A 13,602-nucleotide genomic window follows, 5' to 3' on the forward strand; every position below is an offset into this window, starting at 1 on the left:
ATGACCGACACCCCCGCCTGCAGCCCCGACCTCCCGGCCGCCCTCGCCGACCTCACCTTCCGGGCGGGGGTGCGACCGCGGTTCACGCCCGAGCAGCTCGCGGAGCTCTCCGCCGCGGCGGGCCTGCCGCCCGAGCTGCAGGACGCCCTCGGCGGGGCCGGCGTCAGCCCGCTGGCCCTGAAGATGGGCATCGTGTTCACGGAGCTCACCGCGGAGCGCGCCGTCGCCACCATGCCGGTGGCCGGCAACGAGCAGCCCGTGGGCCTGCTGCACGGCGGCGCCCACCTCGTGCTGGCCGAGACGCTGGGCTCGGTGGCCGCCAAGGTCGCCGCCGGGCGGGACCACAACGTCGTGGGCATCGAGATCGGCGCCACGCACCACGCCGCGGCGCGCGCCGGAACCGTCACCGGCACGGCGACGGCGGTCCACGTGGGCCGCACGCTCATCACCCACGAGGTGGTCATGACGGGCGAGGACGGGCGCCGCCTCTCGACGGCCCGCATCACGAACCTCGTGCTCGCCCGCCAGGGCTGACGCACCACGCCACGGCCGCTCCGACCGCGCCGGAGCCCCTCAGTCCGCGTCGGCGGCCCGCGGCGCCGGCTCGCCGTGCTCGCGCCCCGGGGTGTCCGCTGCGAGCTCGTCGTAGTGGCCCGAGGCCATGGGCACGCCCGTGAGGTAGGCCGAGCGCCCGAGGGCCATGGTGGCCACCGCGGCGCTGCCGAGCTGGAGCACCACGATCAGCACCACCTTCACGAGGTTCGACACGCTCGGCATGTGCAGGAGGGCGCCGACCACGATCAGGATCATGCCCACGCCGCCGGCGGTGCCGGTGGCCGAGATGCGCATGTAGGGGTCGGGGAAGCGGATCAGCCCGACGGCGGCGCCGAGGAACACGAGGGCTCCCCCCACCACCATGATCGAGCCGAGAACCGTCAGGAAGGCGTCCATCGTCAGGACCTCCTCATCGCTTTCCGCGCGTGAGTGCGCGGGCCAGGGACATGCCGGACAGGAAGCCCACGATCGCCGCCACGAGGACCAGGTCGAACGTGAACGGATTCCCGGCGCGCACGCCGAGCAGCACCACCATCCCGATCACGCTGAAGCTGAGCAGGTCGCCGGAGACGGCGCGGTCGGCATCGAGCGGCCCGCGCAGGATCCGGACCGCCGACACGACGGCGGAGACCAGCAGGAGGACCAGGGCGATGTCGATGCCGAGGTGGGACCACTCGTAGTCGAGCGCGCTCATGCGGTCACCCCCGTGCGGCGCATCGCGTGCAGCATGCGCCGCTCCATGTCATGGATCTCCTCGCGGAGTGCGTCCGCGTCGTCCGCGTACAGGCCGTGGACGTAGAGCAGGCGCCGGCCGTCCGCCTCACGGCGGGTGCCCAGCGTGAGGGTGCCGGGGGTGAGGGTGATGAGCGTCGAGAGCAGGGTCAGCTCCGGGTCCGTGCGGCAGTTGCTGTGCACGCGGGCGATCCCGGAGCGGGCCTGGTCGCCGGGCGTGATCAGGTCGTGCAGCACGGCGCCGGACGACGTCACCAGCGCCCAGGCGTACCAGCACCAGAACACGAGCCAGCGCACCGGCCAGGAGAGCGCGCCCTTCGTGCCCGGGCGCAGGTCCACCGTCCCGTCCGTGGGGGTCATGCTGGGCCTCCCTGAGGTCTGCGGAGTGGGGGTCACAGGCCGAGCACCGCCTCGATGTAGGCGCTCGGGTCCACGAGGCCGGCGGCGGCCTGGTCCGTGAGGGTCCACAGGCCCTGGGCGCCGAGGCCGAGGGCCAGCGTCGTGGCGGCCATCAGGACGGCTGGGGCCGCCAGGCGCGCCGGGATACGCGATCGGTGGGCGTCCTCGTCCGGGGAGAGCACCACGGGCAGCACGCCCGTGGGCGCGTCGAGGGCCTCGGAGGACATCCAGGACTCGGTGCGCTCGGTGTCCGTGCTCGACCCGCGGCCCGTCGCGGCGGAGCCGGCCGGCTCCGGGAGGGCGCTCTGCCCCGCCCTCACGACGGGCATCGCCGACGTCGCGAGCCGCTCGCGGTGTCCGTGCGGGGCCCGGGGCTCGCCCCAGAACCACGCGTTCCACACGCGCAACAGCGCCCACAGGCTGACGAGCGAGGAGCCCAGCAGCAGGGTCACCATGACGGTCCGACCCGCCTCGACGCCGGCCACCGCGAGCATCAGCTTCCCCACGAAGCCGGAGAACGGGGGGATGCCGATGAGGGAGAGCATGCCGACGAAGAACGCCGTGGCGATCAGGGGCTCGCGCCGGGCGAGGCCCTGCAGGTCCGCGAGGCGGCCGGTCCCGTACCGCACCTCGATCGCACCGGTGGCCGTGAGCAGGCAGGCCATCACCACCATGTGGTGGATCAGGTAGAAGAGCCCGGCGGACAGTCCGGCCTGACTGGAGAGGGCGACGCCCAGGAGGATCCCGCCGATGCCGCTGACCATCTGCCACGAGAGGACCGAGCGCGTGCCGTGCTCGCCCACGGAGGCGACGGCGCCGACCACGAGCGTGAGCAGGCTCAGGGTGAGCAGCAACCAGAGGTGCCGCGGGTCGCCGTCGTACACCACGGAGTAGATCCGGTAGATCGCATACACCGCGACCTTGGTGTGCAGGCTCGCGAAGATCGCCGTGACGGCGGGCGAGGTGGACGGGTAGGCGCGGGCCAGCCAGCCGTGGAGGGGGAGCACCGAGGCCTTGATGGACAGCGCGAAGAGCACGAGCCCCGCGGCGAGGGCGACGCGCTCGTCCCGGGCGGCCGCCCCGGCGAGGGCCGCGAGGTTGACGGTGCCGGTGAGCGCGTACACGAAGCCCACGCCGGCCACGAGGATCGTGGAGGTGAGCAGGTTCAGCGTCACGTAGAGACGGGCGCCGTCCACGCGGCGCAGCGGCTCGCGGCGGTTGGCTGAGAGGACGAAGAGCCCGTACGAGGGCAGCAGCATGACCTCGATGAACACGAACAGGTTGAAGAGGTCCGCCGTGAGCAGCGCGCCGCTCACGCCGGCCACGAGGACGAGCATGAGCGGGGCGAAGTGGACCGAGTTGGCCACGCGGGAGCCGTAGGCGAAGGCCGCGCCCACGAGGGTGAGGGCGCTCGTGAGGGTCAGCATGAGGGCGGTGAGCGTGTCGGCGGCGAACGGGATCGCGACCCCGTCCGGCCAGCCGCCCACCCCGGCGGCCGCGACGGAGCCGTCGAGGGACCGCACGAGCAGGGCCGTGCCGGCCACGGCGGTGAGCGCGAGGAGCGCCGTGAGGGCCCCCCGATGCAGTCGGCGGTGCTCGCCGGCGATCACGAGCAGGCCCGCCGCGAGCAGGGGAAGGGCGACGAACAGGGGCAGCAGCAGTCCGACGGCGTGGTCGCTCATGCGCGTGCCCCCGGACCGTGCGGGGCGGACGGCTCGGCGGCCCGCGCGGACACGCGCGGGATGGCGCCGCTGCGCAGCTCCTCGGCGGCGGCCCTGCGCTCCGCCGCGGGGAAGCGGGCGTCGGAGGCCGCGGCCTCCAGCGCATCGGGTGTCTCGTGGGGGTCCGCCGTGGCGTCGTCGGTGCGGCCGGTGACGGCGAGCACGAGCAGCAGCACGGTGATGGCGAACGAGATCACGATGGCCGTGAGCACGAAGGCCTGCGGCAGCGGATCGGCCGCCCCCTCGGGGACCGCTCCCCCGGGGGTGAAGGGGGGTGTCCGGCGGTCGGTGCCGCCGGCCGCGATGATCGCGAGGTTGGCGGCGTGGCCCAGCAGCACCATGCCGAGGATCACGCGCAGCAGCTCGCGCTTGGAGAACAGGTACACGGCCCCGAACATCAGCAGGCCCACGGTGATGGCGATGGTCATCGGGAGGCCCCCTCTCGTGTCGTCGTGATCGTGGTGGTCGGGGCGACGGCCGTGACCGGTGCCCCGGGAGGCGCGGGGAGGACTCCCGGCGGGGCGCCGTCGTCGACCGGGCCGTGCTCGTCGGACTCCTCCTCCGCCTCGTCCCCGCCCAGCAGCGCGAACGCGGCGACGACGAGCCCGATGACGGAGAGATAGACGCCCAGGTCGAACACGAGCGTCGTCGAGACGCCATAGCCGAGCACCGTGACGCTCGCGGAGCCCAGGAAGCCCTTGCCGGTGAGGTAGCCGGCGAGGCCGGCGAGCGAGCCGAGGGTGATGCCCCCGCCGATCAGGCTCATGTAGGGCCACTGCAGGCGACGCGCCGTCCCCGTGTCCGCGGCCAGGTACATCAGGGCGTACCCGGCACCGCCCACGAGCGCCGCGATGAAGCCGCCGCCGGGCTCGTAGTGCCCGCGGAAGAACAGCAGGAGGGACAGGGCGATGATGACAGGGCTCAGCGCACGTCCGAAGGTCCGGGCGTAGACGAGGTTCTCCCGCACGGAGGCCAGCGGTGAGTTCAGGTCCACGGCGGAGGGGCGCGGCGGCGCGGGGCGCCGGTTCATCAGGAGGGCGGCGATCGTCAGGCCGGTGACGCCCAGCACCGTCATCTCTCCGTAGGTGTCCAGGGCTCGGAAGTCCACGAGGATGACGTTGACGACGTTGTACCCGCCGGCGTCGTGGTAGGAGTGGTCCAGGTAGTAGCGGGAGATCTCCGAGACCCCGCCGCGGCCCGTGAAGGCGAGGACGCCCAGCATGGACGCGAGGCCAGCGATGAGGGCCGCCACCACGGCCCCCGCCCGGCGGGGGGTGCCGTCCGTGCGGAACCGCGCCGGGAGGCGCCGCAGCAGCAGCACCATGACGCACACCGTGAGGACCTCGACGAGGAGCTGGGTGAGGGCGACGTCCACGGCCCCGAGGGTGAAGAACCACAGGGTCACGCCGAAGCCCACGACGCCCACGACGACCATCGCCGCGATGCGCGTCTTGGCGCGGATGGTGGCGACGACGCCCGCGCCCACGAGGAGGACCAGGGCCCAGTCGTGCCAGCGCGAGGGCTGGCCCACCACAGCCGGGAGGTCCTCGACCGTGAGGACGCCCGCCACCGCGAAGACGCCGAGCACGAGTGCGGGCGTCAGCAGGTGGCCGCGCGGGGCGATGGTCCCGGAGGCGCGGCTGACGAAGGCGCCGATGTCCACGAGGGCGTGGCGCACGCCGTCCACGGCGGCGAGACCGGACAGGGGCAGCTCGACGTGGGAGGCGATCCGCTCGACGGGGCGGCGCAGTGCGACGAGGAGCAGGCCGCACGCGATCACGGCGGCCGAGACGCCCAGGGCGGGGGTGAGCCCGTGCCACAGGGCCAGGTGAGGGTGGACCGGCAGGCCCGCCGCGGCCGTCGCCGCCTCCCCGACCGGCTCGTCCAGCACCCCGGGGGCGAGTCCCAGGACGACGCCGGCCAGCGCGCCCAGCGCCGGGACGGCCCAGAACGTGAACGAGGGGTCGTGCACCGGCTCGCCCCGGCCGGACTGCCACGTGTGGCGCGCGACCGTGGGGCTGCTGCCCCACATGCCGAGCGCGCCGAGCACGAGACGCCCGGAGTAGGCGAACGTGAAGACGGAGGCCAGGGCGATCCCGCCCGTGACGACCCAGGCCGTCCACGCCGGCCCCGGCGTGTCGAGGGCCGCGTCCAGCAGCCCCTCCTTCGAGACGAAGCCGAAGAGCGGCGGCACGCCGGCCATCGAGACGGCGGCCAGCACGATCGCCGTCCCGGTGACGGGCATGCGGACGTTCCGGGCGGCGAGGTCGCGCAGGTCCCGCCCGCCCGCCTGGTGGTCGACGATGCCGATGAGCATGAACAGGGCGCTCTTGAAGAGCGCGTGCGCCGCGGTGTGGACGATCGCCGCCGTGAGGGCGGCCGGGGTGCCCACGCCGATCAGGGTCACGAGCAGGCCGAGCTGGCTCATCGTGGAGTAGGCGAGCAGGCCCTTCAGGTCATGGCGGCGGATGGCCGAGACGGCTCCGAAGATCGCCGTGGTGAGGCCGGAGGCGATCAGCAGGGTGGACCACACGGCGGTGCCGGCCAGCACGGGGCTGAAGACGAGTAGCAGGAACACGCCGGCCTTCACCATCGCGGCGGCGTGCAGGTAGGCCGAGACCGGGGAGATCGCGACCATCGAGTCGGGCAGCCATGCCTGGAAGGGGAACTGCGCCGACTTGGTGAACGCCGCCACCGCGAGCAGGACCGCGACGAGGGTGCTCACCGCCGGGTCGCGCCAGAGGTCGGCCGTGAGCACGTCCGACAGGGACGCCGTCCCGGCCTGGACGATCATCACGGCCACCGCGCCCAGCAGTGCGAGGCCGCCGGCGACCGTGACGAGGAGCGTGCGGATCGCCGGCTCGCGGCCCTTCTCCCCCGCCCGCCCGATCAGGAAGAACGAGGTGAAGGAGGTGAACTCCCACGCGACGAACAGCACGACGAGGTTGTCCGCCAGGACGAGGAGGAGCATCGAGGCGGCGAAGACGGTCATCAGCAGGTAGAAGGTCCCGTGGCGCTCCTTCTCGCGGTCCCGGCCGAGGTAGCGGCTGGAGTACGCCAGGATGCCGGCGCCGATCACGAGCACGATCTGCGAGAACACGAGCGCGAGCCCGTCCAGGCGCAGGTCGAGGTCCACCCCGATCGCGGGGATCCAGGCGTGGTGCTCGCGGACGGCCTCCCCCGTCCAGGCGGAGAGGAGGACGCCGGCGGCCGCGAGGAGGGGCACGGCCAGCACCCATCCCGCGTCGCGGCCGAGCCACCGGCCCAGCGGGACGGCGGCCGCCACCGCGAGGGCGGTGAGGCAGAGGCTGATCAGGAGCAAGTGGGACACCCCGCATGGTCGAGGAACGTCGGACGTGGGCCGGTGGGGCCCACGGGCGGAGGGAGGTCCGCGGCGGGCCGGCTCAGGGGCGGCTCGGCGGCACGCCGGCGTGGAGCGCCCCCCACGAGGAGACCTGCCCGTTGGTGCCACGGGCGCTCACGTCGGCACAGCGCGTGTCAGGAGACTCCATGCAGGCGCCTCCTTCGGGCGGGTCGATGGGGGTGCCCGAAGTGGGACTCGAACCCACACGCCTCGCGGCACCGCATTTTGAGTGCGGCGTGTCTACCGATTCCACCATTCGGGCAGGTCCGCACGACGGCGGCCCCGACCACTCTAACAGGGGGCCTCAGGCGCACACGGTACGCTTCTTGCGCCCGGGCACCCGGCCCGGCCCCCTCACCCGGAGGTCCCCATGAGCCCCAACGCCGAGACCCCCCGCCTGCGCGCCGTCGTCGCCGAGGACGAGGCCCTCATCCGTCTCGACGTGGTGGAGCTGCTCACCGCGGCCGGCTACACCGTGGTGGCGGAGGCCGGCGACGGCCGCGCCGCCGTGGACGCCGTGCGCGAGCACCGCCCGGACATCGTCGTGATGGACGTGATGATGCCGGTCATGGACGGGATCGCGGCGGCCGGGGAGATCGCCCGGGACCGCCTGGCACCGGTCGTCATGCTCACGGCCTTCTCGCAGCGCGAGCTGGTGGAGCGGGCCCGCACCGCCGGGGCGATGGCCTACGTGGTGAAGCCCTTCACGGAGAGCGACATCGTCCCCGCGATCGAGCTCGCGGTCGCGCGCTTCGACGAGCTGCGCAGCCTCGAGGCGGAGGTCCGGGACCTGGGCGACCGCCTCGAGACCCGCAAGGTCGTGGATCGCGCCAAGTCGCTCCTCCAGGAGCGGATGGACCTGACGGAGGCGGAGGCCTTCCGATGGATCCAGAAGACCTCCATGGACCGGCGCCTCACCATGCGCGAGGTCGCGCAGACGGTCGTCGACCAGGTCGGCTGACGGCTGACGGCTGGCCGCCGCGGCCGCCACGCCGCTCAGCGCGGGGAGTGCGCGGGCCAGAAGCCCACGGGCTCGCGCTCGGAGGGCGGGACGGCGACCCCGCTCGCGTCGTCGCCCACGCGGTGCACGCGCAGGGTGTTCGTGGAGCCGACCTGCCCGGGGGGCGAGCCGGCCGCGATCACGACGAGGTCTCCGCGCTCGGCGATGCCCTCCGAGGTGAGGGACTCCTCCACGAGGCGGGTCATGTGGTCCGTGGTCTCCGCGAAGGGGACCATCTTCGGGTACACCCCCCACGCGATGCACAGGATGTTGTGGGTGTGCTCGCGGTGCGTGTACGCGTAGATCGGCTGCCGCGGGCGCAGACGGGAGAGGCGGCGGGCGGTGTCGCCCGACTCCGTGAAGGTGGCGAGGAACGGCACGTCCAGCTGGTCGGCCACGTCGACGGCCGCCCGCGTGATCGCCCCGCCGCGCGTGCGCGGGCGGGAGCCGAGCGGGTGGATCATCTCGAGCCCGTGCGTCTCCGTGGACTCGATGATGCGCGCCATCGTCTCCACGGTCAGCACGGGGTACGTGCCCACCGAGGTCTCGCCGGAGAGCATGACGGCGTCCGCGCCGTCGAGCACGGCGTTCGCGCAGTCCGAGGCCTCGGCGCGGGTGGGGCGCGGGTTCTCGATCATGGACTCGAGCACCTGGGTGGCCACGATCACCGGCTTGGCCCAGCGGCGGGCGAGGTCCACGGCGCGCTTCTGCACCACGGGCACCTCCTCGAGCGGCAGCTCCACGCCGAGGTCGCCACGGGCCACCATGATCATGTCGAACGCGTCGACGATCGCCTCGAGGTTCTCCACGGCCTGCGGCTTCTCGATCTTCGCGATCACCGGGACGCGGCGCTCCTCCTCGTCCATGATCGCGTGAACGCGCTCGACGTCCGCGGCGTCGCGCACGAAGGACAGGGCCACCATGTCCACGCCGGTGCGCAGCGCCCAGCGGAGGTCGTCCTCGTCCTTCTCGGACAGGGCGGGCACGTTCACGGCCACGCCCGGCAGGTTGATGCCCTTGTTGTCGGACACCGTGCCGGCGATCTCGACCTCGGTCACCACGTCCGTGTCCGTGACCTCGACGGCCCGGACGCGCACCTTGCCGTCGTCGATCAGGAGGACGTCGCCGGGCGAGACGTCGCCGGGCAGGCCCTGGTGCGTCGTGCCGACGAGCTCGCGGGTGCCCTCCACGCTGCGGGTCGTGATGGTGAGCCGGTCCCCCACGGCCAGCTCATGGGGGCCGTCCGCGAAGCGGCCCAGCCGGATCTTCGGGCCCTGCAGGTCCGCGAAGATCGCGACGGGGCGCTCCTCCTCGACCGAGAGGCGACGCACCCGCTCGTAGGTCTCCGCATGGACCGTGTGGTCGCCGTGGCTCATGTTCATGCGGACGACGTCGGCCCCGGCGCGGATGATCGCCCGGGTGGCCTCGTCGCTCGCGGTGGCAGGTCCGAAGGTCGCGATGATCTTGGCGTGGCGCATACGGCCCAGACTAGCGGCGGGCGTGGCTCCCACCGAGAGCGGAGCCGCCCTCATCGTCCGCGGTGTGACCAGAGACTCCCGCCCGGCCCTGCGCGTCGGCGGCGACGGCGGGGGCCCGCCCGGGCAGCCACACGTCGTCCCGCTCGGGGGTGCGGGGGCCGATGGCGCCGCGGGCTGCGACGGCCCAGACCAGCATGACGAGCGCGACGAGCAGGAGCAGCAGCGAGGTCCACACGTTCAGGCGCTGGGTGACCCCGAAGAGGGTGATCATCTCGGCGTCGTCGATCCGGAGCATCTCGATCCAGACGCGGCCGAGCGTGTACCAGGCCACGTAGGCCCACAGCATCGCGCCGTGGCGCAGATGGAGGCGGCGGTCCAGCAGCAGGAGGAGGGCCACTCCGGCGAGGTTCCACAGGCTCTCGTAGAGGAACGTGGGGTGGAACAGCGTGTCGGCGGGCGTGCCCACCGGGAAGTTGGCGTGCGAGGGGTCGATCCGCAGACCCCACGGCAGCGTGGTGGGCGCGCCGAAGAGCTCCTGGTTGAACCAGTTGCCCCAGCGGCCCACGGCCTGGGCCAGCAGGACGCCCGGGGCGACGACGTCGGCGAAGGCCGAGAGCCGCAGGCCGCGGCGGCGGCACGCGATCCACGCGCCCACCGCGCCGAGGGCGACGGCGCCCCAGATCCCGAGGCCGCCGTTCCACACGTAGAAGGCCTGGACCGGATCGCCCGTGCCGTCGAAGCCCGGGCCGAAGTACCGGTCCGGGGAGGAGAGCACGTGGTAGAGCCGGCCGCCCACGAACCCGAACGGGATGGCCCAGATCGCGACGTCGAGGACCGCGCCCTCGGGGCCGTTCCGGTCCTCCCAGCGGCGCGAGGCCAGCCAGAGGGCCAGGATGATGCCGAGGATGATGCACAGCGCGTAGGCGTGGACCTTCAGCGGGCCCAGCTGCAGGCCGTCCCACGACGGGGACGGGATCGCCGCGAGGGGGGCGAGGGCACCGGCGAGCATGCTCAGGCCTCCCGCACGGTGCCGGCGGCCAGCTCGCGCGTCAGGGCCGCGACGGCCTCGGGGCCGCCGTCGGTGAGGGCGCGCACCAGCGCGGTCCCCACGATCGCCCCGTCCGCGAACGCCCCGATCTCGCGGACATGCTCGGCCTGGGAGACGCCCAGGCCCACGCACACGTGCTCGGCACCGGCCTCGCGGGCGGCCCGGACGACCGCCTCGGCCGCGTCCGAGACCTGGTCGCGGGCGCCGGTGACGCCCATCACGGAGACGGCGTAGACGAATCCGCGCGAGGCCTCCACCGTGAGGCGCACGCGCTCCGGCGAGGACGAGGGGGCGGTGAGGAACACGCGGTCCAGGCCGTGGCGGTCCGAGGCCTCGAACCACTCCCCGGCCTCCTCGGGCACGAGGTCGGGCGTGATGAGCCCCGCTCCCCCGGCCGCGGCCAGGCGGCCCGCGAACTCCTCGACGCCCATCCGGTCCACGAGGTTCCAGTACGTCATGACGAGCACGGCCGCGTCGGTGCGGGCGGTCACCTGCCGCACGATCTCGAACACGTCCGCCACCCGGAAGCCGGCGGCGAGCGAGGCGGCCGTGGCGCGCTGGATGACGGGGCCGTCCATCACCGGGTCGGTGTAGGGCAGGCCGATCTCGATCACGTCGGCGCCGTTCTCCCCGAGGGCGACGGCGGCCTCCACGCAGTCCGCCACGGAGGGGTAGCCGGCGGGCAGGTAGGCCACGAGGGCGGTGCGCCCGGCGTCGCGGGCGGCCGCGATCGCGGCGGCGGTCTTGGAGGTCACGTCTGTGCTCACTGCTCTTCTCCCGGGGTCAGCTCGTCCAGCGGGTCCTTCTGCTCGTCCGCCTCCCCGAGGCCGAACCAGGCCGCGGCCGTGGCCACGTCCTTGTCGCCGCGGCCGGAGAGGCTGACCACGATGATCCGCTCCTCGCCCTCGGCGGTGTCCGCGCCCACGAGGCCCTCGTCGGCCCAGCGGCGGGCCAGGCGCAGCGCGCCGGCCAGGGCGTGGGCGGACTCGATCGCCGGCAGGATGCCCTCGGTGCGGGTGAGCCGCTGGAACGCGGCCATGCACTCGGCGTCGGTGACGGGCTCGTACGCGGCCCGGCCGGTGTCGTGCAGGAAGGCGTGCTCGGGGCCCACGGCGGGGTAGTCCAGGCCCGCGGAGATCGAGTGCGAGTCGATGGTCTGCCCGTCCTCGTCCTGCATCAGGTAGGTGCGGGCGCCGTGCAGCACGCCGGTGCGGCCCAGGGTGATGGAGGCGGCGTGGCGGCCGGACTCGAGGCCCTCGCCGCCGGCCTCGAAGCCGTACAGCTCCACGCCCTCGTCGTCCAGGAACCCGTGGAAGAGGCCCATCGCGTTGGATCCGCCGCCCACGCACGCCGCGACGGCGTCGGGCAGGCGGCCGGTCTGGGCGAGGACCTGCTCGCGGGCCTCCTCCCCGATCACGGAGTGGAAGTACCGCACCATGGTGGGGTAGGGGTGCGGGCCGGTGACGGTGCCGATCAGGTAGTGCGTGGTGTCCACCGAGGCCACCCAGTCGCGCAGCGCCTCGTTGATGGCGTCCTTCAGGGTGCGGGCGCCGATGGTCACGGGGATGACCTCCGCGCCGAGCATCTGCATGCGGGCCACGTTGAGGGCCTGGCGGCGCGTGTCCTCCTCCCCCATGTACACGGTGCACTCCATCCCGAAGAGGGCGGCCGCGGTGGCGGTGGCCACGCCGTGCTGGCCGGCGCCGGTCTCCGCGATCAGGCGGGTCTTGCCCATGCGCCGGGCCAGCAGCGCCTGGCCGATCACGTTGTTGATCTTGTGCGAGCCGGTGTGGTTGAGGTCCTCGCGCTTGAGGAAGATGCGCACGCCCGGGGTCTCGGCAGCGAAGCGCGGCACCTCGGTGAGCAGCGAGGGCCGGTTGACGTAGTCCCGGAAGTAGCCGCGCAGCTCCTCCTCGAACGCCGGGTCCCGGCGCGCCACGTCGTAGGTCTCCGTGACCTCCTTGAGCGCCGCCATGAGGGACTCGGGCATCCACTGCCCGCCGTACCGGCCGAAGTACGGGCCCGGCAGGCCCTGGAACACGCCCTCGAACTCGATGGACGGCTGGGTGCTGGATCGCTCCGCGCTCATGGGCGGACCACTTCCTTCGGTCGGGGGGTCAGCGGACGGTGAGGGAGGCGGCGCGGAACGCGCGCAGCGCCGCCTCGGGGTGGCCGTGGCGCACGAGGGCCTCGCCCACGAGGACGGCGTCGGCGCCGGCGGCAGCGTAGGAGCGGATCTGCTCCTCGGACTCCACGCCGGACTCGGCGACGCGCACGACGTCCTCGGGGAGCCCGGCGGCCAGGGCCGCGTAGCGGTCCGGGTCGATGTCGAGGGTCTTCAGGTTGCGCACGTTCACGCCCAGGATCCGGGCGCCGGCGGCCACGCCGCGCTCGACCTCCCCGGGGGTGTGGGCCTCGACGAGGGCGTGCATCCCGAGCGACTCCGTCAGCTGCAGGAGGCTACGCAGGCGTGCGTCGTCGAGGGCGGCCACGATGAGGAGCACGAGGTCCGCCCCGTGGGCGCGGGCCTCGTGGACCTGGTACTCCTCCACCGTGAAGTCCTTGCGCAGGACGGGCAGGGCGACGGCGGCGCGCACGGCGTCGAGGTCGGCCAGGCTGCCGCCGAAGCGTCGGGCCTCGGTCAGCACGGAGACGGCGGAGGCTCCCCCGCGCTCGTAGGCGGAGGCCAGGGCGGCGGGCTCGGGGATGTCGGCGAGGTGCCCCTTGGACGGGCTGGCGCGCTTGACCTCGGAGATCACGTGGATCCCCGCGGGGTCGGTGCGGCCGCCGGTCAGCGCCGCGTGCGCGTCGAGGGGGGCCGGGGCGGCCGCGACGAGCTCCGCGAGCCGCTCCTGAGGGAGCGAACGGCGGCGCTCGGCGAGGTCCTCGCGGACTCCCTCGACGATGTCGTCGAGGACGCTCACGGAGCGGGCCTCAGTGGCCGCGGCGGGCGGAGTCGGGCCGGGCCGACTGGCGCTTGGCCGACACGAGGCCCACGATGCCGCCGATCACGAGCATGGCGAGGCCGATCCAGATGAGGATCTGCAGGTCGGTGAGCGCACCGATGCAGCCGGCGAGGACGCCGAGCACGCCGAGACCGGCCATGATCCAGCCGCCCGGGGTGTTGCCGTGGTCCGGGACCTCCGCGTGGGTGGGGTCGCCCAGCACGCGGCCGTCCTCGGTGACGACGACCCCCGCGTCGACGCCGCGGTCCGCGACGCGCTCCTCGCGCAGGTCGCGACGGCGGGTACCGGAGGTGGTGGTGGTCTCGGTGTGGCTCATGGGTGTCCCTCACTCGACGTGGT

Annotated in this window: 14 protein-coding genes and 1 tRNA gene; 2 read left to right on the top strand and 13 right to left on the bottom strand. The window is 73.7% G+C overall.

The features are described from left to right. Window positions 1–534, top strand: a complete 534-nt coding sequence (locus NJC10_RS04340) for a hotdog fold thioesterase (protein ID WP_298710296.1) — start codon at window positions 1–3, stop codon at window positions 532–534. 39 nt (window positions 535–573) lie between these two features. Here the strand turns inward: NJC10_RS04340 and NJC10_RS04345 are convergent, their stop codons facing one another. The 7 genes from NJC10_RS04345 to NJC10_RS04375 form a co-directional block, all read right to left on the bottom strand. Further along, entirely contained in the window at window positions 574–951 is a 378-nt protein-coding gene (locus NJC10_RS04345) for a cation:proton antiporter (RefSeq protein WP_248116955.1), read from the bottom strand. 13 nt (window positions 952–964) lie between these two features. Next, complete coding sequence (locus NJC10_RS04350; RefSeq protein ID WP_319074817.1) at window positions 965–1,249, bottom strand: MrpF/PhaF family protein; 285 nt, start codon at window positions 1,247–1,249, stop codon at window positions 965–967. Then, window positions 1,246–1,647 carry a Na+/H+ antiporter subunit E gene (locus NJC10_RS04355; RefSeq protein ID WP_298710300.1) on the bottom strand — a complete coding sequence of 134 codons (402 nt, stop codon included), beginning with the start codon at window positions 1,645–1,647 and terminating at the stop codon, window positions 1,246–1,248. The genes NJC10_RS04350 and NJC10_RS04355 overlap by 4 nt, the downstream gene beginning before the upstream one ends. A 32-nt stretch (window positions 1,648–1,679) precedes the next feature. After that, the gene (locus NJC10_RS04360) at window positions 1,680–3,368 is read right to left on the bottom strand and encodes a monovalent cation/H+ antiporter subunit D family protein (protein WP_319074819.1); all 1,689 of its coding nucleotides are present in this window, start codon (window positions 3,366–3,368) and stop codon (window positions 1,680–1,682) included. Then, a complete protein-coding gene (locus NJC10_RS04365; protein WP_248116948.1) occupies window positions 3,365–3,835 on the bottom strand; it encodes a sodium:proton antiporter in 471 nt (156 codons plus the stop codon). The genes NJC10_RS04360 and NJC10_RS04365 overlap by 4 nt, the downstream gene beginning before the upstream one ends. Continuing rightward, window positions 3,832–6,738, bottom strand: coding sequence for a DUF4040 family protein (locus tag NJC10_RS04370; RefSeq protein ID WP_319074820.1), 2,907 nt, complete (start codon window positions 6,736–6,738; stop codon window positions 3,832–3,834). The genes NJC10_RS04365 and NJC10_RS04370 overlap by 4 nt, the downstream gene beginning before the upstream one ends. 213 nt (window positions 6,739–6,951) lie before the next feature. Next, window positions 6,952–7,033 (bottom strand) — tRNA-Leu (locus tag NJC10_RS04375). Window positions 7,034–7,141: 108 nt separating this feature from the next. On the opposite strand from NJC10_RS04375, the gene NJC10_RS04380 reads away from it, so the two are divergent. Next, complete coding sequence (locus NJC10_RS04380) at window positions 7,142–7,732, top strand: ANTAR domain-containing response regulator (RefSeq protein WP_248116944.1); 591 nt, start codon at window positions 7,142–7,144, stop codon at window positions 7,730–7,732. 35 nt (window positions 7,733–7,767) lie between these two features. Here the strand turns inward: NJC10_RS04380 and pyk are convergent, their stop codons facing one another. From pyk to NJC10_RS04410, 6 genes are read right to left on the bottom strand one after another with little or no spacing between them, the layout of a single operon-like run. Further along, the gene (pyk, locus tag NJC10_RS04385) at window positions 7,768–9,249 is read right to left on the bottom strand and encodes a pyruvate kinase (RefSeq protein WP_319074822.1); all 1,482 of its coding nucleotides are present in this window, start codon (window positions 9,247–9,249) and stop codon (window positions 7,768–7,770) included. A 10-nt stretch (window positions 9,250–9,259) separates the two neighbouring features. Further along, the gene (gene lgt, locus NJC10_RS04390; RefSeq protein WP_319074824.1) at window positions 9,260–10,258 is read right to left on the bottom strand and encodes a prolipoprotein diacylglyceryl transferase; all 999 of its coding nucleotides are present in this window, start codon (window positions 10,256–10,258) and stop codon (window positions 9,260–9,262) included. Window positions 10,259–10,260: 2 nt separating this feature from the next. Continuing rightward, window positions 10,261–11,064, bottom strand: a complete 804-nt coding sequence (trpA, locus tag NJC10_RS04395) for a tryptophan synthase subunit alpha (protein ID WP_248116939.1) — start codon at window positions 11,062–11,064, stop codon at window positions 10,261–10,263. Beyond that, window positions 11,061–12,386, bottom strand: a complete 1,326-nt coding sequence (trpB, locus tag NJC10_RS04400) for a tryptophan synthase subunit beta (RefSeq protein ID WP_248116938.1) — start codon at window positions 12,384–12,386, stop codon at window positions 11,061–11,063. Before trpB ends, trpA begins: the two co-directional genes overlap by 4 nt. A gap of 28 nt (window positions 12,387–12,414) precedes the next feature. Then, window positions 12,415–13,221 (bottom strand): indole-3-glycerol phosphate synthase TrpC, encoded by an 807-nt coding sequence (gene trpC, locus NJC10_RS04405; RefSeq protein WP_248116937.1) that lies wholly within the window; start codon window positions 13,219–13,221, stop codon window positions 12,415–12,417. A 10-nt stretch (window positions 13,222–13,231) separates the two neighbouring features. After that, a complete protein-coding gene (locus NJC10_RS04410) occupies window positions 13,232–13,579 on the bottom strand; it encodes an HGxxPAAW family protein (protein ID WP_319074825.1) in 348 nt (115 codons plus the stop codon). Window positions 13,580–13,602 lie beyond the last annotated feature (23 nt).

Origin of the sequence: Micrococcus sp. M4NT (assembly GCF_033790745.1) — a bacterium.
Classification (GTDB): domain Bacteria; phylum Actinomycetota; class Actinomycetes; order Actinomycetales; family Micrococcaceae; genus Micrococcus.

What these genes read in the sequence shown, in the direction of transcription:
- NJC10_RS04340 (WP_298710296.1), top strand. Translation starts at nt 1, where the DNA reads ATGACCGACACCCCCGCCTGCAGCCCCGACCTCCCGGCCGCCCTCGCC.
- NJC10_RS04345 (WP_248116955.1), bottom strand. Translation starts at nt 951, where the DNA reads ATGGACGCCTTCCTGACGGTTCTCGGCTCGATCATGGTGGTGGGGGGA.
- NJC10_RS04350 (WP_319074817.1), bottom strand. Translation starts at nt 1,249, where the DNA reads ATGAGCGCGCTCGACTACGAGTGGTCCCACCTCGGCATCGACATCGCC.
- NJC10_RS04355 (WP_298710300.1), bottom strand. Translation starts at nt 1,647, where the DNA reads ATGACCCCCACGGACGGGACGGTGGACCTGCGCCCGGGCACGAAGGGC.
- NJC10_RS04360 (WP_319074819.1), bottom strand. Translation starts at nt 3,368, where the DNA reads ATGAGCGACCACGCCGTCGGACTGCTGCTGCCCCTGTTCGTCGCCCTT.
- NJC10_RS04365 (WP_248116948.1), bottom strand. Translation starts at nt 3,835, where the DNA reads ATGACCATCGCCATCACCGTGGGCCTGCTGATGTTCGGGGCCGTGTAC.
- NJC10_RS04380 (WP_248116944.1), top strand. Translation starts at nt 7,142, where the DNA reads ATGAGCCCCAACGCCGAGACCCCCCGCCTGCGCGCCGTCGTCGCCGAG.
- pyk (WP_319074822.1), bottom strand. Translation starts at nt 9,249, where the DNA reads ATGCGCCACGCCAAGATCATCGCGACCTTCGGACCTGCCACCGCGAGC.
- lgt (WP_319074824.1), bottom strand. Translation starts at nt 10,258, where the DNA reads ATGCTCGCCGGTGCCCTCGCCCCCCTCGCGGCGATCCCGTCCCCGTCG.
- trpB (WP_248116938.1), bottom strand. Translation starts at nt 12,386, where the DNA reads ATGAGCGCGGAGCGATCCAGCACCCAGCCGTCCATCGAGTTCGAGGGC.
- NJC10_RS04410 (WP_319074825.1), bottom strand. Translation starts at nt 13,579, where the DNA reads ATGAGCCACACCGAGACCACCACCACCTCCGGTACCCGCCGTCGCGAC.